Raw genomic sequence first — 22,514 nt, 5'->3', positions numbered from 1 at the left:
GCCGACACGGGCGGCGGTGGGCACACCATGCGGCCCGCCGCGAACAGCACCCCCACCGTCAGGTGATGTTCTCCAGGTCGGTGACGGCGGTGTCGATCTCCGGCAGTCCCAGCATGGCCAGCCGGGCCTCGCGGACCCTGGCCTGGATGCTCGCGTCGGTCAACGTCTCCCGTACGGTCGCGGCAATACCGTCCGCCGTGGTGTCGACCACCTCTCGGCCGAGCCCGAGTTCCTGCACCCGGCGCGCGTTGGCGAACTGGTCGCCGAACTGGGGCAGCACGGCCATGGGGGTGGCCGTACGCAGCGACTCACGGACGCTGTTGAATCCGCCGTGGGTGAGAAACACGTCGACGGACTCCAGCAGCAGCGGCTGTGGCACCCGGTCGGTGATGTGCACGTGCGGGGGCAGGCCGTCGGTGTCCGCCGGGAGGCCCGAGGTGGCGACGACTACCGCACACTCCTGCAGCCGCCGGGCCGCCTCGATCATCGAGCGCAATACCAGCACCGGGTCGGGCAACGAGATCGGCGACTGCTCCCGCTCGTCGGCGGCGGCGGCCTGTTGCCGGATCATCGGCAACGCGGTGCCGAGGGCGGCGAACACCAAGGGGCGGTCGGTGGGGAGTCTGACGATCCACTGCGGCAACACCGGCCAGTGGTCCACGGCCGCAGCCTGCCGGTACGACCACGACGGCGGCAGATACCGGGCGAAGGAGAAGGCCGCCGGCACATAGTCGATACGCCCATGAGGGATGATCGACAGCGGGTCGTCCTGGGCAGGCAGCCCTCGTTCCCGCCGTACGGCATTGAGGCCGGGCAGTATCTCGGCGGGATCGACGACGTTGCCGGCGCCCGACGGAGTGGGCAGCTGGGGGACGCCGAGGAGTTCCGCGATCAGACAGGAGCTCAGGTCCATACCGTCGCGGAGGATGAGGTCGGGGCGGAACTCCCGTGCCACCGGCAGGATCCGCTCCAGAAGATTCCTGGCCATCGGCCCGGACATGGCCAGGGGCATGACGCGCCCCAGGGTGTCCTGCGGCGCCTCGCTGTCCGGGTGCAGCCGGGACGCCTGCTCCAGCAGTTCCGGAGTGATGAAGGCCCGTGGGGAGAACTCGCCGACACAGGCGGTCACCCGGATGCCGTCCTGCTCGAACACCGGGACGAGGGGCGGGGTGGTTGCCACGTGCACGTCGTGACCGGCCGCTGCGAACGCCCGGGCCAGAGGTAACTGGGCGCGCCCGTGAGAGGGACTACCGAGCGTGGTGAACAGTACCCGCACGACAAACCTTTCTGTGGTGGGACCGACAGTAAGGGAACGAAGGACAGGCAGCAGAGACATGACGCGCGCCCGGCCTGTCACCGCCGCCGAACGGCCGACGCCCCCTCACCTCCCGGACCCTGCACGCCACACGAGTCCTCAGTGGTGCGACGCAGAGCCGGCCGGCACACCCGAGCCGACTCCGTGGCAGGCCCCCGGCTGCGCGGGGCGAGTGACAAGCTTGGCAAACTAGGCCTATGGACGCAGGCTTTGCCGCTCTGCTGGGCGCCGCCGTCGGTTCCCTGGCCACCCTTGGCGCCGCGATCGTCAGCGGCCGGGCACAAGCACGGGCCCAACACGATCAGTGGCGCCGTCAGCACCGCCGCGACGCGTACGCCGGCTACCTCAGCGCCCTCCATGACCGCGACATAGCCATGGACGCGATCCTCGACGCGCTGCGTGCCGGTGAACCCGATCTGTCCGACATCGATGAGAAGACACGCCGCTTCGTCACTCTGGCCCGCGAGGTGCACCGCGCCGCCGAGGTCGTCATCCTTGAAGGGCCGGTTTCTGTCGCGGCAGTCGCCGAACGAGTCACCCACGCCTCCAGCGATCTGTCTCACGTCATGCGACGGATGACTGAGGACGCCCGTGCGGGAGACACCACACACAAAGCCGAAGACACAGTCCTTGCCGCCGAACGAGAGCGAATCCTTTACCGAACAGTCCAGGACTTCCGTCTCGCGGCCCGCAGCACGATCGGCAACACGAACTGACTGACGTCGATGGCCCCTGTGGGGCTCACCCTGCCCCCGAAGGGTGTCAGACCTGCCCGAACACGCAGTTCCGGGTCAACCCTCAGTCCCATTCCCATGTGATGCCGAGGACGCCCGGCCGTATCTGCTGCTCCACAAGGTGGACCGAGCCGTGGGCGTTCAGAGTCAGATCGGCGACCGCCTCGCGAGGGGCGGTCGCCGAGGGGCGGGCGAAGCGGCGGCAGTGGACGGGCAGGGCGGCGCGGTCGAACCCGACCTGGAGGACGTACTGGCCGCCGCCGTAAGTGAAGCCGCGCACGTACTCATGGCTCGGCGCGCCGGTCCCGTCCTCGAAGCGGTACCCCAGGACGGCGGTCTCCCCGGCTCTCAGCCGCCCGTCGAAAAGCAGCTCGACGACGATCACCCCCGAGGCGCCGTGGCGCCGGATCCGCCCGACCCGGCAGTTGCCGAGGCCGCGTACCTGTACCCGTTCCGTGTCGCAGCCCGGGTCGCCGTGATGGATGGCGAGATAGCGGTCGACGCCATCGCGGTGGGCCCGTACGACGTGTTGCGAGTCGCGGGCGGCGAGCTCTCGTTGGGCACCGATGTGCACGTGCTCGTAGTGGATCACGGTGTGCAGCCCGCCGTCCGCCGGTGCCGCCAGACTCGCCAGCAGTGATTCGAGCGCGGCGGCGGGTTCGAGGAGGGTGCGATACGGGCGGGCCGGGGGGTGCTCGCTGGTGGTGCGTGGGCCTATCAGGCGGGTGAGGGCGTGCGGGGGAAGCCCCAGCACTTCCTCCAGCGCGGTGACGGCACGAAGCGACTCGGGCCGCTCGGGCCGCCGCACACCGCGCTGCCAGTAGCTGAGGCTGGTCACACCGACACGTATGCCGCGCTGGGCGAGCCGGTGCTGCACGCGATGCAGAGCCAGCCCACGTGCGGCGAGCGCGGCCCGGAGCGCGGCGGAGAACGGGCCGGTGCGCAGGGCTTCGGCGAGTTCGGCGTCGGGGGTGGGGCGGCGGGAGGAGCTGGGGGTTGGGGTGCTGGGGGTTGGGGTGCTGGGGGGTGGGGTGGTGGGGTGTGGGGTCGTGCGGGGATCGGTGCTGTGTGCTGCCATTTGGGCCCCTCCCCTCCTCCCACCCCCTCCATTTGTTCAACTGTGAACGTTCACTGCCTCGTCCCGGAACGGGCCGCTACGTGCACTGCCACCTGCTGGTACCTGCTGTGGCGTTCACAACGGTACGGGTGGAGTTCACTTTGCCGCCAGCCCTGTGGATAACTTCGTTGACCGAGAACCGACAAGAGATCGATGCTGCTCTCGCAGCGTCCGGACGCGCTCCTCCACCCCCACCCTTCCTGGGAGGAACGTCATGTCCATCACCACCCGGGGCCGTAGACGGCTGGCGTCAGTGGCCCTCGCGGCCGTCGCCGTCCTGACGCCCGCCCTCCTGCCAACGGCAACCGCTCACGCCGCGCCGTACTCCGCCCCACAACCTGCTCCTCGGGCCGTCGCCCACCCCGCCGTCGCCGCCGCCAAGCGCCTCAACATCACCATGCAGGCGCAGCAGAACAGCAACTGGTGCTGGGCGGCGAGCGGAAACACCATCGCGTCGTGGTTCGGGCGCAACTACACCCAGAACCAGTTCTGCGACGCCGCCTTCAACCGGCCCCAGGGCAGCACCTGCGGCAACTGGCAGGCGGCGTTGGACGACGTGCAGAACGCCCTCGACTGGATGGGCATCAACCCCGGCACCTACGTGAGCGGCTATCTGCGCTACGCCACCGTGCAGAAGGAGATCAACGCCGACCGCCCCGTCGAGACACGCATCGAGTGGAGCTCCGGGGGCGGGCACATGCATGTGCTGTACGGCTACGACACCTCCGACAACCAGCTCTACTGGGGCGACCCATGGCCCTCCAACTACCGCTACAACTGGGGGGATTACGACTACTACGTGAACAACAACTCGTTCACGTGGACCCACTCGCTCTACGGGATCGGAGCGTGACCCCCATGACCCCGATCCGCACGTCACGGACCCGGACGACACAGCCCCAGACCACACCACTCCAGAGCACACCACCTCAGACCACACCGCCCCGGGCCGCATCGAGCGGCAGCACATCGCCAACTCCCACATCACCGAAGCGCCGTACACCGAACCGGCACGCCCCCGCGGGCCGCACCCCCGTTCGCAAGAGCGCCGCGGTCGTGGTGCTCGCCGCCACCGCAGCCCTCGGCGGACTCACCCCCGCAACCGCCCACGCGGCGACCGCCGCCGGCTTCCCGGCGCCCTTCACGGCCGCCGACACCGCTCAGGCGCGCACTGCGGCATCAACCCCGGCCTCCCTCCGCACCCTCTCGCGCTTCTTCGCCCGCGATGGCGCGATCGCGCAGAGCGCGGCCCGGCCGCACCTGGTCGGACCGTCGGTCACCGTCTACTTCCTCGCCCCGGGGTTCGTCGCCGGACAACGGGGTGCACCTGTCGCCGCCCCGCAGTTCGTCGCGAGCAAGGCGGTCTCCACGGACGGGCAGGTCGCCTCGGTGTGGACCGCACGGACGGCGAAGGGGTGGAAGGTCGTCAACATCGCGACGGGCGGTGACGAGACCGACTACGTCAGCAAGGCGCACGGACTCGGAACCGTCTTCCGGGAACCGCAGATCGACGCCTGGTACGTCGTGCGCGACGGCCGTGTGCTCCCGCTCGACCCCGATGCCCGGCACGCCGTGGGGAACAGCGGCGTGACCCTCGCCGCCTACCAGCGCCTCGTACACGCGAAATACGGCGACAAGCTCCCGGGTTCGTCCTACGACCGAGCGGGCGAGGGCGGCGGTTACGGCGGTTCGGCCGCGCCTCCGCGCGTGTCCGCCGCACCCGCGGCGACCGCCGGGGCGGCCGTCACCGCGGGCGCCGCCACGGCCGTCGCCGCCTTGCTCGGTACCTGGTTCGGTATCCGCCGTATGCGGCGTTCCCGCCGCGTCGGCTGAGCCACCCCCCTGGCCCACGCCCCCGTGCACCAGACCTACCTGGTCTGGTGCACGGTCCGGTGCTTCTCAACCGTCGCGGTCTGCCGTCGCCGGCGGCGTCGGCGACACATCTGCCGTCTGCCACGAGTGTTCGGTGGGGGCGTAGCCGAGGTCGCGGCGTGCTGCGGAGATGTCGAACCAGTGGGCGTGGGTGAGTTCGGCCACCAGAAAGCGTGTCAGGAACGGACGGCGCCGGCGTCGCGTTGCCTTTGCCGTGAGTTCGAGGAGTGTGGCGGTGGTCCGTGCGACGGGAGCGGGGATCGGGTGGATCTCTGCGGTGATGCCATGGTGCGTCAGCAGACCCTGGACGGTGGCGGCGAGGGTGCGGGGACGCCCCTGGGTGATGAAGTAACTGGAGCCTGCCAGAGGGGAGTCCGCCGAGAGAGATTCCACGGCCAGCACGTGTGCTTCGGCGGCGTCGGCGACGTGGACGGTGTCCACGTGGTGGGAACCGGTTCCGGGCAGCAACAGTCTCCCGTGTCGGATGGCCCGGCGCAGGGCGGGCACGAAGTGTGGGTCTCCTTCGCCCCAGATCAGGTGGGGGCGCAGTGACACGGTCGCCAGACGGGGGCTGTTGGCGGCCAGGACCAGCTGCTCCGCCCGCGCCTTGGACCAGGGGTAGGGGGCGAGGAACCGGCGGGGGTAGGGGGCGGACTCGTCGGCTCCCCGCAGGTCCTTGCCGGCGAAGACCACGCTGGCGCTGGAGCAGTTGACCAGACGGGTCACTCCATGGTGTCGGCAGGCGTCGAGGACGGCCGCGGTACCCGCGATGTTGACGGACGCGAAGTCGTGCCGCGGCCCCCACACGTCGGCCAGCGCGGCCGTGTGGATGACGGCGTCACACCCGCGTACGGCGGTCGCGACGCTCGCGGCGTCGCGGATGTCTCCCAGCATGGTCTCAGCCTCAGCCTCAGCCTCGGTCCCGGTCCCGGTGCCGGTGCCGGTCCTGGTCCCGCTCCCGCTCCCGGTCTCGGGGGAAGGCGTGCGGCGGCCGCGCTGCAGGGAACGCACCTGGTGACCGCGGGCGGTGAGACGTCGGCAGATCTCCGCGCCGAGAAATCCGCTGCCTCCGGTGACGAGGATCTTCACGCGTGTTCCTCCGCCGGCCTGGTGGAGAGGCCGTTCGCTGCCAGGCGTCGCCGCGCCCACCGGCCGAGCAGGCGTCGTTCGATCTTCGCGTTGTGCCGGATGTCGACGGGGAACCCCGGATGGAAGGCGATCACCCTGATATGCGTGCCGCGTTCCAGTGCGGCGAGGGTGCGACGCAGGTCTGCGACGATGCGGCTGCGCTCGGCGCCGCGCGGCGTGCCGTCGGTTTCCACACACAGCGCGGGCAGGGACTGCCCGTCGCTGCCGGCGTCGATCAGCGCGGTGCGCCGGACTCCTTCGACCGCGTTGCACGCGGCCTCGACGCATTCGGTGTACAGGGGGCCGTCGGGGCTGGATACGGCGTGTGCCTTGCGCCCGCAGTACCAGAGGTTGCCTTCTGCGTCGGTACGGCCGACATCACCCGTGCGGTGCCAGACATGCTCCCCGTCGAGGATCTTCGCCTGGGCGTCGGCGTGCGGGCGGGCGTGATAGCTGCGGCTGACCAAGGGCCCGCGGACCGCGATCTCGCCGATGGTGTGTGCGGGCAGCGGCTCGGCCTCGGACCAACGGGGGATCGGTCCGGCGTCGGCCGGAATGATCGCCACTCGCATGGCCGGCACCGGCCGGCCCACGCACCGGCCTCCGCCTCGTTCCGACACGGCGCGCGCGGACCGCAGGTCCTGGCCGTCGATCGCGCTCACGGGAAGGCTCTCGGTGGCGCCGTACACACTGCGGATTTCGGCTTGGTCCGTCAGCGTGGTGGTGAGGCGGGCCAGGAGACCGTATTCCAGCGGGGCGCCGAAGGTGGCGACCGACCGTACGGGGGCGAGAACCGGTTCTCTCCGGCCGTCCGAGGCGAGCACGTTCATGAGGGCCGGAGAGCCGAGGAGGCAGGTCGCGCCGGTCCGCTCGACCGCATCGAGGAGATCCTCACGGCGGGCCCGTGCGGGCCTGCGGAAGTCCATCCGGGGAATGGCGACGGTGAGACCGAGCGCCGGGCCCCCGATGGCGAAGGGCAGGAAACCGACGAGCGCCACGGAGCCCGGCCGCATGCCGAGTACGCCTGCGGTGGCGCCGCACTGACGTACCAGCTGCTCGTTGGTGTAGACGACGCCCTTCGGGGTGCCGGTCGAACCCGAGGTGTAGGCGATCAGCGCGGTGCTCTCCTCCGTGGCGTCCAGCGACACGCGCGGTGCCGTACGGGCCAGTCCGGCGATCGTCGGCCACGGGCCGGGACCGGGCCCCGTGGAGAGTGAGATGCGTACGCTGGGTGCCCAGCCGTACAGCGCTCGTGCCACATGGGCCAGAGGTTCGCCCACGAAGGCCTGAGGGGCGGCCTCCCGCAGGCATCGGCGCAGCGCCGCGCGGGGCAGGCCGGGGTCGATCAGTACGGCGCAGCCGCCGAGGGCGGACACCGCGTACACCGTGGTGAGCAGCCCCAGTGGACTACGGGTCATCACCACCGTCCGGCTGCCCGGGCCGACGCCCGCCATGGCCAACGCGTCCGCGGTACGCAGGCATCGGGCATACAGGTCCGCATACGTGATCCGTTGCCGGCGCCCGGCGCGGAATGTGTCGAGTGCGACGGCGGTGGGCTGGGTATCCCGCCAGTGCGACAGCCGGCCCAGCAGACCGGCCTGCGTACCGGTCGCGGTGGTGGTGAAGGAGGAGGGCACCGCTCAGCTCTGCCTTTCGTCGTGACGGCTGAGGAACTGCCGTACACATGCCAGGACTTCTTCCCGGGCGTCCTCCTGGACGAAGTGCCCGGCGTGGGGGAACAGCCGTACCTCGGCGGAGGGACAGCGGCGCAGCCACTCGGCGAGGAAGCGGTGGTCGAAGACCGGATCCCGGCCGCCCCAGCACACCAGCGTGGGTGTCGACGTCAGCTGCGGTGTCTCGACCGGACCCACGTCGACCAGCGGCCATGCCGGGTCGGCGGGGGTCAGAGGGATGTCCTGGATGAAGCGCAGAACCGCCAGCCGGCGTTGTCTGCCGCGATAGGGGGCCACATAGGCACGGCGTACCGGCGCGGGCAGCGGGGATGTCACACCGAGACGTGTGGCCGCCAGGGTGAAGGCGTTGGTGTGGTGCGCGAACCAGGCCGGCAGACGGCCCCCGCTGCGGATCAGGCGCAGGTACCACGGGAGGCGGTGGCCGATCGGCAGGGGAAAGGCCGCCGAGTTGAGCATCACGATGCGGGAGACCCATGCGGGTCGGCGGCGAGCCCAGGCCATACCGATGATGCCGCCCCAGTCGTGCCCGACCAGCGTCCAGCCCTGCTCCGGCAGGCCCCGTTCGGTCACCAGGTGCTGGATCAGACGCTCCAGATCGGCCAGGCGGCCGGCGGCGGTGTAGGTGTACACGGACTCGCCGGGGCGGTCGGACAGGCCCATGCCGATGTGGTCGGGGACGATGCACCGGTGGCCGGCGCGCAGCTCGCTCACCAGGTGCCGCCACATGTAGCTCCAGCTGGGGTTGCCGTGCAGCATGAGCAACGGCGCGCCCGTCCCCTCGTCGAGGTAGTGCTGGCGCACCCCACGGTGCTCGAACCAGTGCGGGGTGAAGTCGTAGTCGGGAAAGCGGCCTTCGGCCTCGGTCGGCGGCACCGGAGCATTGTCGGTGCTGCGAGAACCTGACGGTGCCGCGAGTAACCCCAGGGTATGAAGCCGTCGACCTTGATCACTCCGATGGCGGCATGTGGACCGGCAGCGCTTGCGGTGTGCCGTCCGCTGTCACTTCACTGGCCGGGGCCGCCGCCGGTGGCGCTCGACGACTACGGCCCCTGCCGCGGAGACGACACGACTTCCATGACCCAGCCCCGCTACAGCACCATGCGGCACGTCGCTGTCCACGAGCCCGCGCACCGGCAGACCGGCGAGGAGATCGAGGACGAGGTCCGCTCCCGCAACCCGGGCCTGCGCTTGATGCCGGGGCTGCTGCGGCAGATGTACGGCTTCGAGGAACGGCGCGTGGCACCGGACGGCGCACTGCCCTCCGACCTGGCGGCGGCAGCCTGCCGACAGCTGCTCGACGAGTGCGGCCTGGGCCCGGACGACATCGACCTGCTCATCTTCGCCTCCGCGAGCGAGGACCTGGAGGAACCCGCCACCGCCCACATCGTGGCCGACAAACTGCAGCTCACAGCGCCTGTGTTCGATGTCCAGAACGCCTGCAACGGTGTGCTCAACGCCCTGGAGAACGGCGACGCGCTGATCAGAGCGGGCGGATACCGCCGCGTGCTCATCGCCACCGGCGAGCGGGGCAGCGCGCTCTCCCGCCTCCCGGTACGCGACCGTGCCGATCTGGCCCTGCTGCTGCCCGCCTTCACCCTCGGTGACCTGGGGGCCGCGCTCCTCCTGGAGGCGAGCGACCACCGCGGGCTGCTCGGCATCCACTGGGACACGAACTCGGCCGGCTGGCGGGCGGCCACGGTCACCAACCCCTACTTCGCACCGGGTGCCCCGGTAACCTCCCTCCGCTTCGACTCCCAGGCCCTGGCCGCTTCTTTCGCGGGCATGGAGCAGGGCGCCGTGGACGCACTCGCCGGGTGGGGGCGCAAACCGGACGATCTCGATCTCGTCTGCGTCCATCAGGCGTCCGTCCCCTTCACCCACGCCATCCTGGACTCCATCGGCATCGCCCGGGACCGGTCCGTGGCCACCTTCCCCCGCTACGGCAACGTCGCCACCGCGAGTCTGCCCCTGCAACTGACCAAAGCCGGCCGACAGGACAGGCTGCGCCCCGGTGCCCTGGTGGCCTTCCTCGGCCTGGCCAGCGGAGCCTCCGCCGGGCTGCTCCTCATGCAGTGGCATCCCGACGCCGCCTGACGGCGCAGCTTCCCGTACGACGACCACGCAAAGGACGAACGCCCCGTGCACACCGCCACCGACACCTACGGCCACGTCTGCGCCGCCCTCACCACAACCTTCCGCATCCCCGAGCACGAGCTGTCACCCGAGGCCACCCTCGAACAGCTCGAGCTGGATTCCCTGGCACTGGCAGAACTCGTCCTGGTCCTCGAAGAACGCCTCGGTGTGAAGGCCGACAGCGGCCGCGCCACCCGCACCACGACGCTCGCCGAAGTGGCCGCTCACCTCGATGAACTGCGTACGGCCGGGACGGCGGCCCGATGACCCCGGCAAGGCCGCCGATCGCCGTCACCGGCCTCGGTCTGCTCACCCCCGCGGGAGAGGGCGCCGAAGCCACCTGGGCCGCGGTCTGCGCGGGACACTCCCTCGCGGCCCGCGATCCAGCACTGAACGGCCTGCCGGTGGACTTCTCCTGCCGACTCCCACTCCAGGACGAGGACATCGACCGCGCCATCGGACGCACGTCGTGGCGCATGGGCAGGTTCGCGAAACTCGCCGTCCTCGCCGCCCGGGAGGCGGTACGCGACGCGGGCCTGGACCCGGCGAACTGGCAAGGGGCCCGCGTGGCCACGGTCATCGGCTGCGGCATGGGCGGCACCGAGAAATGGGAAGAGCAGTACGCGCGCCTCGACCGGCACGGCCCCGACCGTGTCTCACCCCTCGCCATCCCCATGATCATTCCCAACCTCGCCACCGGCGAGGTCTCCATCGACCTGCACGCCCACGGCATCAGCGTCGCACCGGCCACCGCCTGCGCCTCCGGCGCCACCGCGATCGCGCTCGCCCGTGACCTGCTCGCCGCCGACCTGTGCGACGTGGCCGTGGCGGGCGGCGCCGAAGCCGCCATCAGCCGCATGGGCGTGACGGGCTTCTGGCGCATGGGCGCACTGTCCGAACGCACCGGCGCCATCGGCGAGGCGTCCCGCCCGTTCGCCGCCGACCGCGACGGCTTCGTCATCGCGGAGGGCGCCGGCGTCCTGGTCCTGGAACGCGCCGCGGACGCCGCCGCCCGGCGTGCCCGGCCCCGCGTCCTGCTCGCCGGGTGCGGCAGCACCTCCGACGCCCACCACCCCACCGCGCCCCCGGACACCGCGCACGGCGCGGACGCAGCCCTGCGCACAGCCCTCGACGAGGCCGGACTCGCCCCGTACGACGTGGACCACGTCAACGCCCACGGCACGTCCACCCCCCTCAACGACGCCACCGAAGCCGCATTGATCGCCCGCGCCCTGCCGCACCGTCCCAGCGTCACCGCCAACAAGGGCGTCCTCGGTCACAGCCTCGGCGCCGCCGGCGCGATCGAAGCGGCCCTGACCATCCTGACCATCCAGCACCGACACGTACCGCCGATCGCCAACCTCCAGGCCCCCGCGCCCGACTTCGACATCGACTGCGTCACCAAACAACCGCGCCACCAGGACGTACGCACCGCCGTCAGCCACTCCTTCGGCTTCGGCGGCCACAACGTCGTCCTGGCCTTCACCGCGACGTGACCACCTCCCCGCTTCCGCCGCCCCGGGAAACGGCCGGCTGCCACCCGGCAGGAGCCCGGGCACACGCCCTGGCCGATCAGGGCGACGTCCTCGTATCCCATCGGCGGTTCTCGCCCCTCCCAGGCCGGTCCGCTCCGTGACCCGGCCACGCCGGGCCCGACTCCAGGTCCGGGTCCGGGCCGGGCGGTACCCAGCAGCCCGGACCACGACCCGCCGCCACAACCGCCGTCCTCCTTCAGTCGGGTGTGCCAGTCCTCCCTCCTGAAGAAGGCCTGCGCCGACATCTGGCCGGCACGAGCGGCCAGGCGGACAGCGAAGTCCAGCGGCTCCCGATCTACGGGCGGAGCATCGAACGCGTAGTCCATCCGCCGAGCCTTTCACGGCGCCGCAGAGCGCGATGGGAGCCGGATCAACCTAGTTGTCCGGCCGTGCCGCCTCCAGTTCTGACAGTTCCGCCGCATCGAGTTCGACCTCCGTGGCCTTGGCCGAGTCCTGGATCGACGCCGGACGGCTGGCTCCCGGTACCGGGATGACCATGGGGGAGCGGGCCAGCAGCCAGGCCAGGACGATCTGCTGCGGACTGACGCCGCGTTCGGCCGCGATGCGGTGGAACGCGGTGCCCGCGGAGGCCGGGCCGGACGGCCCGTCCAGGGAACTGCGGGAGATGCCGCCCAACGGGCTCCAGGGCAGGAAGGCCAGGCCGAGTCGGGTGCTCAACTCCAGCTCGGGCTCGGTGCCGCGTATGGCGGGAGAGTACTGGTTCTGCACGGAGACGAGCGCGTCGCCGAGGATGGCGTGGGCCGCACGGATCTGGCCGGTGGTCACATTGGAGATCCCGGCGGTGCGGATGGTGCCGCCGTCGAGCAGCTCGCGCAGCGCGCCGACCGATTCCGCCCACGGCACGTCAGGGTCGGGCTTGTGCAGCTGGTAGAGGCCGATGGCTTCCACTCCCAGGCGCTTGAGAGAGGCTTCGGCGGCCTGCTTGAGATGGGCGGGAGTACCGGTGACCGTCCAGCCGCCGTCGCCGGAGCGACCCCGGCCGCCCTTGGTCGCGACGAGGACGTCGGAGGTGTCACCGCCGTAGCGGGCCAGGGCGCGGGCGATGAGGAGTTCGTTGTGGCCGCGCTCGTCGGCGTGCCAGTGGTAGCTGTCGGCGGTGTCGATGAGGGTGACGCCGGCGTCGAGGGCTGCGTGGATGGTGGCGACGGCTCGTTGCTCGTCCGGGCGGTGCTCGATGGACAGGGGCATGGCGCCCAGGCCGATCGCGCTGACCGTGGTGCTTCCCAAGCGGCGGTACTTCATGTGTGTCTGTTCTCCGGTGTCGTGTCGTGTCCGAAAAGGTCCGGTGCCGTGTCTCAGCGTGTCGGGGCGGCGGATGCGGCGAGGGCTTCGGCCACGGCACCGGGCAGCCAGTCGGCGGTGCGGGAGAAGGCGAAGCCCAACTGCTTCGCACGGGCGTTGCTCATGGCGTAGTGGCGGTCGAAGGAGAACGGCGAAGCCGCCTCGCCCGGGGCGGCGGCCCGGTACACCGGCTCCCGGCCGGTCCGGGCCGCGATCACGGCTCCCAGATCGCGTACGTCGAACAGGCCGTCCGAGCAGGCGTTGACCGGACCGGTGAAGTCGGTGGCCGTGGCCGCCCACAGCAACAGATCGGTCAGCTCCTCGTAGTGGACGAAGACGGTGGGTACGACGGAGGGGTGCACGGTGAGCGGTCTGCCCTGGGTGATGTGCTCGACGTAGTGCGCCAGCCGGCCGGTGAACTCCTGCGCACCGCCGCCCAGCACGTGGGCGCTGCGCACAGCGGCGAACGCGAACCCGGAACACTGGGTGAAGACGGCCTCCGCCTGACGCTTGCCCTCCGCATAGTGCGCCGCCAGGTAGGTGTCGTCGTGCCAGGGCAGATCCATGCTCACCCGCCACGCGGCGGGGTCCACGGTCTCTTCCGGCACCGGTGTGCCGTGCGGGACGAAGGGCAGCGCGGCAGTCTTCGGATCGTAGACCTCGATGGTGGACGTCATGACGTACCGGCGGGTGCGGCCCCGGAAAGCGCGGGCGGCGATCGCGGCCTGCACCGGCGTGTAGCAGACCTGGTCGATGACCACGTCGAAGGCGCGGGAGGCGAGGGCGGCGGTGAGGGCGGCCTCGTCGTCGCGGTCGACGACAAGATGCTCGACTCCGTCGGGCGGCCGGGTCGAACCACGGTTGATCACAGTGACGCGGTGTCCGGCGGCCCGCAGACGCTCGACCAGGAGCCTGCCGAAGTACCGGTTTCCGCCGATGACGCAGATGCTTTGCATGGCCTCATCCTGGGCGCCTAAGGTCACCAGCAGAAGTGCCGACTTAGTGGAAACGTATTAAGGAAAACTGTTGATCGATGTGCAGCGGCTCCGCGTCCTGCGGACGGTGGCGGAACACGGCAGTTTCAACCAGGCGGCGGCCGCCCTGCGCCTCACCCCCTCCGCCGTCTCCCAGCACGTCGCGGCCCTGGAACGCAGCCTCGGCGCGCGGGTCGTGGAACGCAGCACCCGAGGGGTGACCCTCACCCAGGCCGGCCGGATCATGGTGGGGGCCGCGGAGTCGGTCGCCGCGGAGCTCGCGCACGCCAAGCGGCAGGTCGACCGGCTGAGCACCGGCCGCACCCAGTTCACCCTCGCCACCTTCACCAGCGGCGGCCGGCTTCTGCTGCCCGGTGCCCTCGCCCGGATGACGGCCGCCCATCCCGACACTGTGGTCCACGTCAGGGAGGCCGAGCCCGAGGACAGCCTGCCCCTGGTCCGCCAGGGCGCCGTGGACGCCGCGCTCGCCTACCGCTTCGACGGGCCGCTGCCCAGCCGGCCGGGCAGGACCTCCGACGTGGACTGGACCGCGCTGATGGAAGACCCCTTGCACGTCGTCCTCCCCAAGGCGCACCCCCTGGCCGACCGCCAGGCGCTCGACATCGCCGAGCTGGCGGACCAGCCCTGGGTGCTCGGCTGCCTCAAGACCGAGGCCTACCTGCGTCGTTACGCCGAGCGCGCCGGGTTCGCCCCGGAGATACGCGGCACGACGAGCGACTACTTCTTCGCGTGCTCCCTCGTCGCGGCGGGCGTGGGCGTGTCCCTCATCCCCTCCATCGCACTGGCCCTGGACTCGCCGGGCCTGCGGGCCGTTCCGATCAATCCGCCGACCCCGGCCCGGCATCTCGGCGTCGCTGTGCTGCGCCACCGCGACCACCCCTCGGCGGCGACACTGATCCGGGCCCTCCAGGAGGAGGCGACGGCGGCCGTGGGCACCTGCCTGCGGGTGCTGTGACCGGCGTACGGTGCGAGCAGGTTGGTGAATTCAGACGGTGCCGTGAATACCGGCCATTTCCTCGATGGGGACGCCGCTCGCCTTCGACCGGTTGGCCATTGCACCGAGTGACTCGCCGAGTGTCCAGAACGCGACGCCGATCAGTACCAGGTCCTTGAGCAGGAACTGCCCCGGCTGTGCCGAAAGAACGGGGAATCCGGCGGCAAAGGTGACGACGACGCCGGGAGAGGTGAACAGGAAGCTCAGCGTTCCGAGAAAGAGTACGACCGTCATGGCGCTACCGATGGCTGATAGTTGAGGCCACCTCGGACGGACCGCGATCAGGCAGGCGGCGACGATCTCTGTCGTGCCGAGGGACACGGCGACCGCGTGCACGCTGAGCACGTCGTACACCCAGCTCAGGAGCGGGCTGTGTTCGATGAGTACACGGCTGTCCATCTTGACGTACTTGCCGCCGCCGATCCAGGCGAGCACCACCACGAGGCCGTAGCGGCTGACGAGGCGAGCCGCCTGTGTCGCGGCGCGAGCGAGGGCAGCGATTTCAGGCATGGGTGACTCCCTTGAGGCGCGAATGGGGCGACAGCACGATCCGCCCGGTCGGATGGTGACACGGCGACCATAGTGATCGGTTCTCCAACTCGGGAACCGGGGATTCCAGTTCGTCCGCAGCACGTAATAAATAGACGCGACACAAATAGACGCGATTGAAATTCCTCCTGAGATGACCGGGCGAGCCTGATTCCCCGCGTGGGCCGACGTGCGGCGCCCTGAGCCGTCCCGTCTGTCTGCCGGCCGGCCCATGGATCCGCTGGGAGGGGCGCCGGCCGGCCATGGCGGTGTGGTTCCAGAGGCACCGGTGGTGAACTTCGCACTCAGAAACTGCTGTTGACCTCGTTGACATGCCGTGACCCCACGCGTTTCACTCGACACTCGTGAATGGCAACGTTGTCAGGCCGTCCCGAGGCGACCGGCATCGCAGTCCGTCACCGACGTCCCCGTCCTTCGGCACGTCAGCACCTGTGCGAGGCACGAACCGCTGCGGAGGCAACCGATGGTCCGACCCCGACGTTCAGCTGCGCCACGTAACCGAAAGAGACTTCGCCAACGCCTGGCCGTGATCTCCGTCCTGGGCATCGCGGTACTCACGCTCCCCGCGGTCGGGGATGCCTATGGGGCGAGCCCCGCCTCACCGGCCTTGGTGAAAGATCCCGCGTCCCTCGTCAATCCCCTCATCGGTACGTCCGGTGCGGTGGACACCTTCCCCGGCCCCGACATGCCCGCCGGCATGGTGCAGTGGGGCCCCGACACGACGCCCGACCGCCCCTCCGGCGGCGGCTACGAGTACAACGACGACAAAATCTCGGGCTTCAGCCTCACCCATGTCTCGGGGCCCGGCTGCGGAGTCGCGGGCGACCTGCCCGTCCTGCCGGTGACCGGCACCCTGTCGGGCGACCTCGGCAACGCATCCGTCGGCTTCAGCCACGACGACGAACAGACCGGCGTCGGGTACTACAAGGTCAAGGACGCGAGCGGGGTCCAGACCCAGCTCACCGACACCACGCGCGCCGGCCTGGGCACCTTCACCTTCCCCACGGGCCGGCAGGCGAACCTGCTGTTCAAGCTCAGCGGCGGCGCCACTCAGGTGGACGGCACCCGTGTCCAGGTGGTGAACAAGAAGGAGATCAGCGGCTCGGTCGACAGCGGTCACTTCTGCGGCGCGGACAACCGGTACACCCTGCACTTCGACATCAAGTTCGATCAGCCGTTCACCGCCAGCGGCACCTGGGTCGGCGGCACCATCAACCTCAACGCGACATCGCTGAAAGCCGGCAGGGCTCGGCAGAACCTGCAGACACACCCGTCGAAGCCGCTGAAGGAAAGGCACTTCACCGTTCCCGCGGCCCCGTCCCCGACCGTGCACGGGAGCGCCGGCACGTCCGCCACGGGCAAAGCCGTAGAGCCTCCCACCACTGGCGCCAACGGCATGTACCTGACGTTCGACACCTCCTCCACCCCGACGGTGAGAGCGAAGGTCGGCATCTCTTACACCAGCGACGCCAATGCGGCGGACAACCTCGCCACGGAGATCAGGAACTGGAACGTCGACACCGTCGAGCAGGCGAACCACGATGCCTGGAACGCGGTACTGAACAGGGTCCGGATCGGCGGCGGTTCCCCGGACCAGCAGGTGCAGTTCTACACCGCGCTGTACCACGCGCTGCTGCACCCCAACGTCCTCTCGGACGACAACGGCCAGTACATGGGCATGGACAACCAGATCCACACGCTGGCCAAGGGCCAGCAGGCCCAGTACGCCAACTACTCGGGCTGGGACACCTACCGCTCCCAGACCCAGCTGATGGCGATGGTCGAGCCCAAGGTCACCAGCGACGTCGTCACCTCGATGCTCAACGGCTACGACCAGACGGGCCTGCTGCCCAAGTGGGCCTCGAACAACGGCGAGAGCTACGTCATGGTCGGCGACCCGGCCGCCGGCATCGTCGCCGACGCGTACGCCTTCGGCGCCCGCGGCTTCGACACGGACAAGGCGCTCGCCGCCCTGCAGCACGAGGCCACCGCCCCGAACAACAACCGCCCCGGCGAGTCGGTGCGGGACACCAAGGGCTACCTCCCGCTCGACGAGAACGACTACGGCTGCTGCAACTTCTACGGCCCCGTCTCCACACAGCTGGAGTACGACTCCGCCGACTACGCCCTCGCCGCCTTCGCGAAGTCACTGGGCAGGACGGCCGTCCACGACAGGTTCGCCACCCGTGCCCAGGACTGGATGAACGTCTTCAACCCGCAGACCGGCTACATGCAGGCGAAGAACAAGGACGGCCAGTTCGCGGGCGGTTTCACCTCCGGTACCTCCAACGGTTTCGTGGAGGGCACGTCGGCCCAGTACACGCCGATGGTCCCGTTCAACCTGCGGCAGCTCATCCAGGCACGCGGCGGCGACAAGGCGTACTCGTCCTACCTGGACAGCCTGCTCGACAACCTCACCGACCCCGGCAACACCAACGCCGACCTGAGCAATGAGCCCAGCGTGGAGATTCCCTGGGAGTACGACTACACAGGCCGGCCGTGGAAGACCCAGGAAGCCGTCCGCGAGGCCCAGCAGAAGCTGTACTTCAACGCTCCGGTCGGCTCGTTCGGCAACGATGATCTCGGCGCGATGAGTTCCTGGTACGTCTGGTCCGAGCTCGGCATGTACCCGGAGACCCCGGGCACGGACACTCTGGCGCTCGGCAGCCCCGCGTTCCCGGTGGCCGAGGTGGCCTTCGCAGGCGGAAAGAACGTACAGATCAATGCGCCGCAGGCGGCACCCGAGGCGCCGTACGTGCAGTCCCTCGACGTCAAGGGCAAGGAGTGGAACACCTCCTGGCTGACGTACCAGCAGTTCAAGGGCGCGGGCACGGTCGACTTCACCCTCGGCACCCAGCCCGACACGTCCTGGGCCTCCGATCCGTCGGCAGTGCCGCCGTCGGACACCACCGGCGGCGACCGCGTCCTGGCCGCGACCGGCCCCTCCAGCGACGGCCTGGTGCTCCGGCCGGGCGCGTCCGATGACGGCACGCTCGCCCTCACCAACCTCGGCGGCAAGGACGTCACCGTGGACTGGAAGGCGACGGCGCCCTCCGGCGTCACGCTCGACCCCGCGTCCGGCTCGGTCACGGTGCCCGCCTCGGGCAGCGCCAAGGCGATATTCCATGTGACAGCGGGCGCGAACGAAGGAACGTTCCCGGTCACCCTCGCGCTGACCGACCACAACAGCGGGGCGGCACTGAGCGGTACGGCCCTGCGCGTGGCCGTGGCCAAGGCCGGCGAGCTGTGGCCGTACGACACCAACGAGGGCGTCTACCCCGACGGCACGAGCTTCTCGGGCGGCTTCGACGGCGGCGGCTGGGCGTTCTCGCAGAACGCGCTGTCGGCGGCCGGTGTCACGAGCGGCTCCACGCTCACCGTCGACGGCGTCTCCTACACCTGGCCGACGGTGACGTCCGGCCACCTGGACAACCTGGAGATGGCCGGCCAGACCGTCCCGATGCCGGCCGGCACCTCAGGTGCGTCGCTGGGCCTGCTGGGCACGGCGGCCAACGCCCCGACCGACGGCAGCGGGGTCTCGGGCACGGTGACCGTCACCTACACCGACGGCACCACGTCGAAGGCGACGGTCGGTTTCTCGGACTGGACGCTCAACGCCGGTTCCAGCAAGCCGATGACGGGTGACACCACGGCCGTCACCACGGGCTACCGCAACACCGGCAGCGGCGACCGGGACGGCGTGAAGACCTATGTCTTCGCCACGAAGGTCCCGCTCGACGCGTCCAAGCACGTCGCGTCGATCACCCTGCCCGTGACGGGCTCGACCGGCACCGACCACCTGTTCGCCTACGGCTTCGGCCAGTGAGGCCCGGCAGCAGACACTGACGACAGCGGACCGATTCCCGGGGCGCGAGCCTCGGGGGCCGGCGCCGCTGGCTGCGGCCGCCGCTGTGGGCGTATTCGGGTGTGGCTCGGTGTGTAGGGGGAGGGAGGTCGGGACAGCGGGAACTTCCCGGCTCCTTCACGCGTTGCGGAGGGCGAGTTGCGGAGGGCGACCTGATCGTCCGATGTGTGACACGACGGTGCCGCTGTCGTCGAGAGAAGTGAGCAACCCATGGCCATGGTGGGCCTGTTCTGGATCGCCGAGGGTGATGTGTACGTGGGCGCGAAGCCGTCCGGACTGGCTCCCGGGGTGCGCCTGACCCCCGAGGGCGTGCTGGCACTCGGCGACGGACAGTCCAGCATCTACCTGTGGGAGGAGGTGCGCGCCCTGACGGTGGCGGACGTCCCCGTGAAGTCCCTGAAACGGCAGGTCGGAGTGGTGAAAGACCTGGCCCTGGAAACGGTCATGGAGCTGACCCTGCCCATAGGCTACGGCCGGGTGGACGAGGCCCCGGCGATGACGGTCCGCGTGAACTCATCCGACAGCGAACATGAGTTGGCCGCCTATGCCGCCGCTGCCGTCGGCTACCCCCAGACCGAGATCGATCTCTCCCTCGCCCTCCTGACCCGCCTCACGGAGGGCGCCGCGACGATGGCGACGACACTGGCGGCGATGTCGGAGTGGGGCCGCACCTGGGAGGGGCGGCGCCTCGGGGGGCCGGAGCGGGAGGAGCTGTTGCGGGGGTGGGTGGGCTAGCGCGCCTGCTGCGAAAGGAAGGGATGCTCTGTCAGACCTCCATGGGATGCTCCGAGCATGGAGACGACACTGCAGCTGACGATCGACTGCTCCGACCCGCAGAGACTGGTGACCTTCTGGACCGAGGCCCTGGGGTATGTGCCCGAGCCTCCGCCTGGCGGGCACGCCACGTGGCGTGCTTACTGGGCGGAGATGGGCGTACCCGAGGCAGAGTTGCCCACCGATGCCGGGGAAACACCGGAGTCGATCATCGATCCTGCGGGACGAGGCCCGCGGGTGTGGTTCCAGGAGGTTCCGGAACCGAAGGCCGCCAAGAACCGGGTACACCTCGACCTGAAGGTCGGCGGTGGTCGCGACGTCCCGCTGGCGGTCCGCACACAACGGGTCACGACCAAGGTGGAACGGCTGACCAAAGCCGGTGCCACCGTACTGCGGATCACGGACGAGCCCGACATGGGGCACTACGCCGTCGTTCTGCAGGACCCCGAGGGCAACGAATTCTGTGTCGTCTAGGAGCCCGTTGCGGAGTCCGAGAAGACCGACCGCGCCCGGCCCGGCGCCTCGAAGCGATCACCAGCGTGGCGCCGGGCGTTCTCCTGCCGTCCGGCCCTCACCGGTCGTTCCGCACATCACCTCCGGGGACGACCTCACCGAAGGTACGGCGAGCGGCGCGACGCCACCGGTTGGCGGGGAGTGCGGGACGCAGCGCGGCCAAGGCGCTGCAGTACTTGGTGAACACGGCGGGGCGTATCCCGTAGGCGTGCAACAGGCGGTCGGCCTCGGTGAAATGCCCGGTGGTCTTGGTCTCGACGAGCACGAGGTCGTCCGCGCACCGCACGGTGTGTCCAGTGCGCAGGTCGTCGCAGACCAGGGCCGCGTCGCAGGTGATGCGCTCGCCGTCGGCCACGAAGGTGGCGCGAACGTAGTCGGTACTCAGGGACGCTTCGAGGGAGGCCGGGGCGCCGATGCCGTATGCGGTCCGCAGAGTGTCGGCGAGGAAACCCCGGCACTCGGGATCGAGCGGGGTGCCGGCTCCGGTCAGCGGGCGGCGGCGCTTCACGGTGTCGCCGCGCGCCCCCTTGAGCTTGATCTCGAACTGCCGCTCCCCGTGGTCCGCGTACACCCGTTCCCGGATCTTGAAGCGGAGCCGGCGGCCCTGCCGATGGTCGTGGAAGAAGCGGAGTTCAGGGGTGTCGTAGTAAACGGAGTGATAGCGGAAGGCACGCCGGCCGTCGATGGCAAGGGCGCGGAAGGGGCCCCCGGGCCGGTCGGTGTCGGTGAGCTGTCGGACGACGGACAGGAAGGTGCCCGCGGGCACGAGGTAGCTGTGGTCGAAGCGGGCGAGAAGGGCGGCCCGTTCGTTGAGCTCGTCGAGTGAGATGGGGCGGGCGTCGTGGGCCGCGTCGCCGATGGCACGGACCGCCGAGGTGGAGCGGACCGATGCAGCGGAATGGACCGGTGCAGTGGAGCGGACCGGCGCGGTGGAGTGGACCGATGCGGTGGTCACACGGTCTCCCAGGCGGACGCGGGGCGGGGAGCAGGTCCGCCGGCGGGCGCGGGGCCCCGGCCGGTCGGGGACGGCGCGGGCTCGCGGTATCGGACGTCGACGACGGTCAGGTCCCGCACGAAGTCGACTTCCATGACCGTCCAGTGCAAGGGCTCACCCAGACGACGGACGAGGTCGGCGCGGAGGGCGGCCGGGTCCTCGTGGACAGTGTCGAGGGTGACGACGGCGCGCCGGGTGCCGGCGAAGAGACGGGGGTGGTCGGCCGACCAGACGACGAGGAGCAGGGCGGCGCACAGCCCGGCGGTGAGCGCGAACGGAACCCTCGGCAGTCCACAGAGCAGGCCGAGCACCAGGGTGGTGAAGTAATAGGCGACTTCTTCGTGCTGCACGGCGTCGGAGCGGAGCCTGACGATCGAGAGGACGCCGAAGAGGCCGAAGCCCAGAGCCGCTCCTCCGGCGCCGCGTACCTCGGAAAGGGCGGTGACGACGGTGAAGAGACCTGTGTTCAGGGCGAGATAGGCCGGCACGAGGTCACGCCGACGGTGCCGTGGGTAGTAGATGGCGAAGGTCAGCACGCCGACGGCGGTGAGGTCGAGCCCGAGGTGGGCGACGAGATGCCGTAACGACTCCATGGCTGCGCTCCCTGTAGCTGTGGAGGCCGAAAGGCCTGAAGAACTGGAAGGAAACACAGACGATAGGTAAACGCACGGTGAACGTGCCCCCGCTTACGAAGAACCGATGCGCCTCCTTGATGCCGCTCGGGCCCAACTGACCGGAAGCACTCACTCCCTGTCGCATTCGCCTCTCTTGCCAGTCGCCTTGCGTGTTCCACCTCGGGCGCGGCATCGGCCTTCGGCGCCAGCACCTCTAGAGAACGTGTACCTCGTTGATCACGTCCATGAGCGGCACGACGGCCCACGGGAGGCTGGCATCGGGTTCGCCGGGTTCACCGAGTTCGGGGCATTCACCGGCTTGAGGACGTCGTTGTGGTGGTTCAGAGGTTTGTGGTGGTGGTCTGTCCGGTGGCGCTGGTGGTGAG

20 protein-coding genes are annotated in these 22,514 nt (G+C 70.1%); 10 read left to right on the top strand and 10 right to left on the bottom strand.

Annotated elements, in window-relative coordinates:
- Positions 1 to 58: 58 nt before the first annotated feature.
- Positions 59 to 1,336 (bottom strand): glycosyltransferase, encoded by a 1,278-nt coding sequence (locus IE277_RS43880; protein WP_373311005.1) that lies wholly within the window; start codon positions 1,334 to 1,336, stop codon positions 59 to 61.
- Between the two features lie 176 nt (positions 1,337 to 1,512).
- On the opposite strand from IE277_RS43880, the gene IE277_RS43875 reads away from it, so the two are divergent.
- Positions 1,513 to 2,031: a proline dehydrogenase gene (locus tag IE277_RS43875; protein WP_189959343.1), complete on the top strand. Its 519-nt coding sequence runs from the start codon at positions 1,513 to 1,515 to the stop codon at positions 2,029 to 2,031.
- An 82-nt stretch (positions 2,032 to 2,113) separates the two neighbouring features.
- On the opposite strand, the gene IE277_RS43870 is transcribed toward IE277_RS43875, so the two are convergent.
- Positions 2,114 to 3,127, bottom strand: a complete 1,014-nt coding sequence (locus IE277_RS43870) for a hypothetical protein (protein WP_229882485.1) — start codon at positions 3,125 to 3,127, stop codon at positions 2,114 to 2,116.
- Positions 3,128 to 3,380: 253 nt separating this feature from the next.
- On the opposite strand from IE277_RS43870, the gene IE277_RS43865 reads away from it, so the two are divergent.
- Both IE277_RS43865 and IE277_RS43860 read left to right on the top strand, forming a co-directional pair.
- Positions 3,381 to 4,019, top strand: coding sequence for a papain-like cysteine protease family protein (locus IE277_RS43865; RefSeq protein ID WP_189959341.1), 639 nt, complete (start codon positions 3,381 to 3,383; stop codon positions 4,017 to 4,019).
- 203 nt (positions 4,020 to 4,222) lie between these two features.
- Positions 4,223 to 4,999: a hypothetical protein gene (locus IE277_RS43860; protein ID WP_189959339.1), complete on the top strand. Its 777-nt coding sequence runs from the start codon at positions 4,223 to 4,225 to the stop codon at positions 4,997 to 4,999.
- Positions 5,000 to 5,065: 66 nt separating this feature from the next.
- On the opposite strand, the gene IE277_RS43855 is transcribed toward IE277_RS43860, so the two are convergent.
- The 3 genes from IE277_RS43855 to IE277_RS43845 are packed head-to-tail and all read right to left on the bottom strand — an operon-like array spanning position 5,066 to position 8,733.
- Complete coding sequence (locus tag IE277_RS43855) at positions 5,066 to 6,127, bottom strand: NAD-dependent epimerase/dehydratase family protein (RefSeq protein WP_189959337.1); 1,062 nt, start codon at positions 6,125 to 6,127, stop codon at positions 5,066 to 5,068.
- A complete protein-coding gene (locus IE277_RS43850) occupies positions 6,124 to 7,803 on the bottom strand; it encodes a fatty acid CoA ligase family protein (protein WP_189959335.1) in 1,680 nt (559 codons plus the stop codon). The genes IE277_RS43855 and IE277_RS43850 overlap by 4 nt, the downstream gene beginning before the upstream one ends.
- A gap of 3 nt (positions 7,804 to 7,806) precedes the next feature.
- Complete coding sequence (locus IE277_RS43845; protein ID WP_229882484.1) at positions 7,807 to 8,733, bottom strand: alpha/beta fold hydrolase; 927 nt, start codon at positions 8,731 to 8,733, stop codon at positions 7,807 to 7,809.
- A gap of 201 nt (positions 8,734 to 8,934) precedes the next feature.
- Here IE277_RS43845 and IE277_RS43840 point away from each other — a divergent pair, with 201 nt between their 5' ends.
- From IE277_RS43840 to IE277_RS43830, 3 genes are read left to right on the top strand one after another with little or no spacing between them, the layout of a single operon-like run.
- Positions 8,935 to 9,954 (top strand): 3-oxoacyl-ACP synthase III family protein, encoded by a 1,020-nt coding sequence (locus IE277_RS43840; protein ID WP_189959333.1) that lies wholly within the window; start codon positions 8,935 to 8,937, stop codon positions 9,952 to 9,954.
- Positions 9,955 to 9,999: 45 nt separating this feature from the next.
- The gene (locus tag IE277_RS43835; RefSeq protein WP_189959331.1) at positions 10,000 to 10,260 is read left to right on the top strand and encodes a phosphopantetheine-binding protein; all 261 of its coding nucleotides are present in this window, start codon (positions 10,000 to 10,002) and stop codon (positions 10,258 to 10,260) included.
- Entirely contained in the window at positions 10,257 to 11,489 is a 1,233-nt protein-coding gene (locus IE277_RS43830; RefSeq protein WP_189959328.1) for a beta-ketoacyl-[acyl-carrier-protein] synthase family protein, read from the top strand. The genes IE277_RS43835 and IE277_RS43830 overlap by 4 nt, the downstream gene beginning before the upstream one ends.
- A 414-nt stretch (positions 11,490 to 11,903) precedes the next feature.
- Here the strand turns inward: IE277_RS43830 and IE277_RS43825 are convergent, their stop codons facing one another.
- Together IE277_RS43825 and IE277_RS43820 are read right to left on the bottom strand one after the other, a co-directional pair.
- Positions 11,904 to 12,791, bottom strand: coding sequence for an aldo/keto reductase (locus IE277_RS43825; RefSeq protein ID WP_189959326.1), 888 nt, complete (start codon positions 12,789 to 12,791; stop codon positions 11,904 to 11,906).
- A gap of 53 nt (positions 12,792 to 12,844) precedes the next feature.
- Positions 12,845 to 13,786 carry an NAD-dependent epimerase/dehydratase family protein gene (locus IE277_RS43820; protein ID WP_189959325.1) on the bottom strand — a complete coding sequence of 314 codons (942 nt, stop codon included), beginning with the start codon at positions 13,784 to 13,786 and terminating at the stop codon, positions 12,845 to 12,847.
- Positions 13,787 to 13,856: 70 nt separating this feature from the next.
- On the opposite strand from IE277_RS43820, the gene IE277_RS43815 reads away from it, so the two are divergent.
- Positions 13,857 to 14,780, top strand: a complete 924-nt coding sequence (locus tag IE277_RS43815) for a LysR family transcriptional regulator (protein WP_189959324.1) — start codon at positions 13,857 to 13,859, stop codon at positions 14,778 to 14,780.
- Positions 14,781 to 14,810: 30 nt separating this feature from the next.
- Here IE277_RS43815 and IE277_RS43810 read toward each other — a convergent pair whose 3' ends face one another.
- Positions 14,811 to 15,329, bottom strand: a complete 519-nt coding sequence (locus IE277_RS43810; RefSeq protein WP_189959323.1) for a DUF417 family protein — start codon at positions 15,327 to 15,329, stop codon at positions 14,811 to 14,813.
- Between the two features lie 565 nt (positions 15,330 to 15,894).
- Here IE277_RS43810 and IE277_RS43805 point away from each other — a divergent pair.
- From IE277_RS43805 to IE277_RS43795, 3 genes are all read left to right on the top strand, one after another.
- Positions 15,895 to 19,194 (top strand): GH92 family glycosyl hydrolase, encoded by a 3,300-nt coding sequence (locus IE277_RS43805; RefSeq protein WP_229882483.1) that lies wholly within the window; start codon positions 15,895 to 15,897, stop codon positions 19,192 to 19,194.
- A 249-nt stretch (positions 19,195 to 19,443) separates the two neighbouring features.
- The gene (locus tag IE277_RS43800; protein ID WP_189959321.1) at positions 19,444 to 19,968 is read left to right on the top strand and encodes a hypothetical protein; all 525 of its coding nucleotides are present in this window, start codon (positions 19,444 to 19,446) and stop codon (positions 19,966 to 19,968) included.
- A 57-nt stretch (positions 19,969 to 20,025) separates the two neighbouring features.
- Complete coding sequence (locus IE277_RS43795; protein WP_189959320.1) at positions 20,026 to 20,481, top strand: VOC family protein; 456 nt, start codon at positions 20,026 to 20,028, stop codon at positions 20,479 to 20,481.
- A 97-nt stretch (positions 20,482 to 20,578) separates the two neighbouring features.
- Here IE277_RS43795 and IE277_RS43790 read toward each other — a convergent pair whose 3' ends face one another.
- Positions 20,579 to 21,379 (bottom strand): polyphosphate polymerase domain-containing protein, encoded by an 801-nt coding sequence (locus IE277_RS43790; protein WP_229882487.1) that lies wholly within the window; start codon positions 21,377 to 21,379, stop codon positions 20,579 to 20,581.
- A gap of 92 nt (positions 21,380 to 21,471) precedes the next feature.
- Positions 21,472 to 22,107, bottom strand: a complete 636-nt coding sequence (locus tag IE277_RS43785; RefSeq protein ID WP_189959319.1) for a DUF4956 domain-containing protein — start codon at positions 22,105 to 22,107, stop codon at positions 21,472 to 21,474.
- Positions 22,108 to 22,514: the final 407 nt, after the last annotated feature.

This window comes from Streptomyces alanosinicus, from assembly GCF_014650595.1.
Taxonomy (GTDB): Bacteria; Actinomycetota; Actinomycetes; order Streptomycetales; family Streptomycetaceae; genus Streptomyces; species Streptomyces alanosinicus.
Note: the sequence above shows the minus strand (reverse complement) of the source record. Positions and strands in the feature narration are given on the sequence as shown.

Bases quoted from the DNA above. Each gene is read 5' to 3' on its own strand.
- IE277_RS43880 (WP_373311005.1), bottom strand. From the start codon at position 1,336: ATGTCTCTGCTGCCTGTCCTTCGTTCCCTTACTGTCGGTCCCACCACA.
- IE277_RS43875 (WP_189959343.1), top strand. From the start codon at position 1,513: ATGGACGCAGGCTTTGCCGCTCTGCTGGGCGCCGCCGTCGGTTCCCTG.
- IE277_RS43870 (WP_229882485.1), bottom strand. From the start codon at position 3,127: ATGGCAGCACACAGCACCGATCCCCGCACGACCCCACACCCCACCACC.
- IE277_RS43865 (WP_189959341.1), top strand. From the start codon at position 3,381: ATGTCCATCACCACCCGGGGCCGTAGACGGCTGGCGTCAGTGGCCCTC.
- IE277_RS43840 (WP_189959333.1), top strand. From the start codon at position 8,935: ATGACCCAGCCCCGCTACAGCACCATGCGGCACGTCGCTGTCCACGAG.
- IE277_RS43830 (WP_189959328.1), top strand. From the start codon at position 10,257: ATGACCCCGGCAAGGCCGCCGATCGCCGTCACCGGCCTCGGTCTGCTC.
- IE277_RS43825 (WP_189959326.1), bottom strand. From the start codon at position 12,791: ATGAAGTACCGCCGCTTGGGAAGCACCACGGTCAGCGCGATCGGCCTG.
- IE277_RS43820 (WP_189959325.1), bottom strand. From the start codon at position 13,786: ATGCAAAGCATCTGCGTCATCGGCGGAAACCGGTACTTCGGCAGGCTC.
- IE277_RS43810 (WP_189959323.1), bottom strand. From the start codon at position 15,329: ATGCCTGAAATCGCTGCCCTCGCTCGCGCCGCGACACAGGCGGCTCGC.
- IE277_RS43800 (WP_189959321.1), top strand. From the start codon at position 19,444: ATGGCCATGGTGGGCCTGTTCTGGATCGCCGAGGGTGATGTGTACGTG.
- IE277_RS43795 (WP_189959320.1), top strand. From the start codon at position 20,026: ATGGAGACGACACTGCAGCTGACGATCGACTGCTCCGACCCGCAGAGA.
- IE277_RS43785 (WP_189959319.1), bottom strand. From the start codon at position 22,107: ATGGAGTCGTTACGGCATCTCGTCGCCCACCTCGGGCTCGACCTCACC.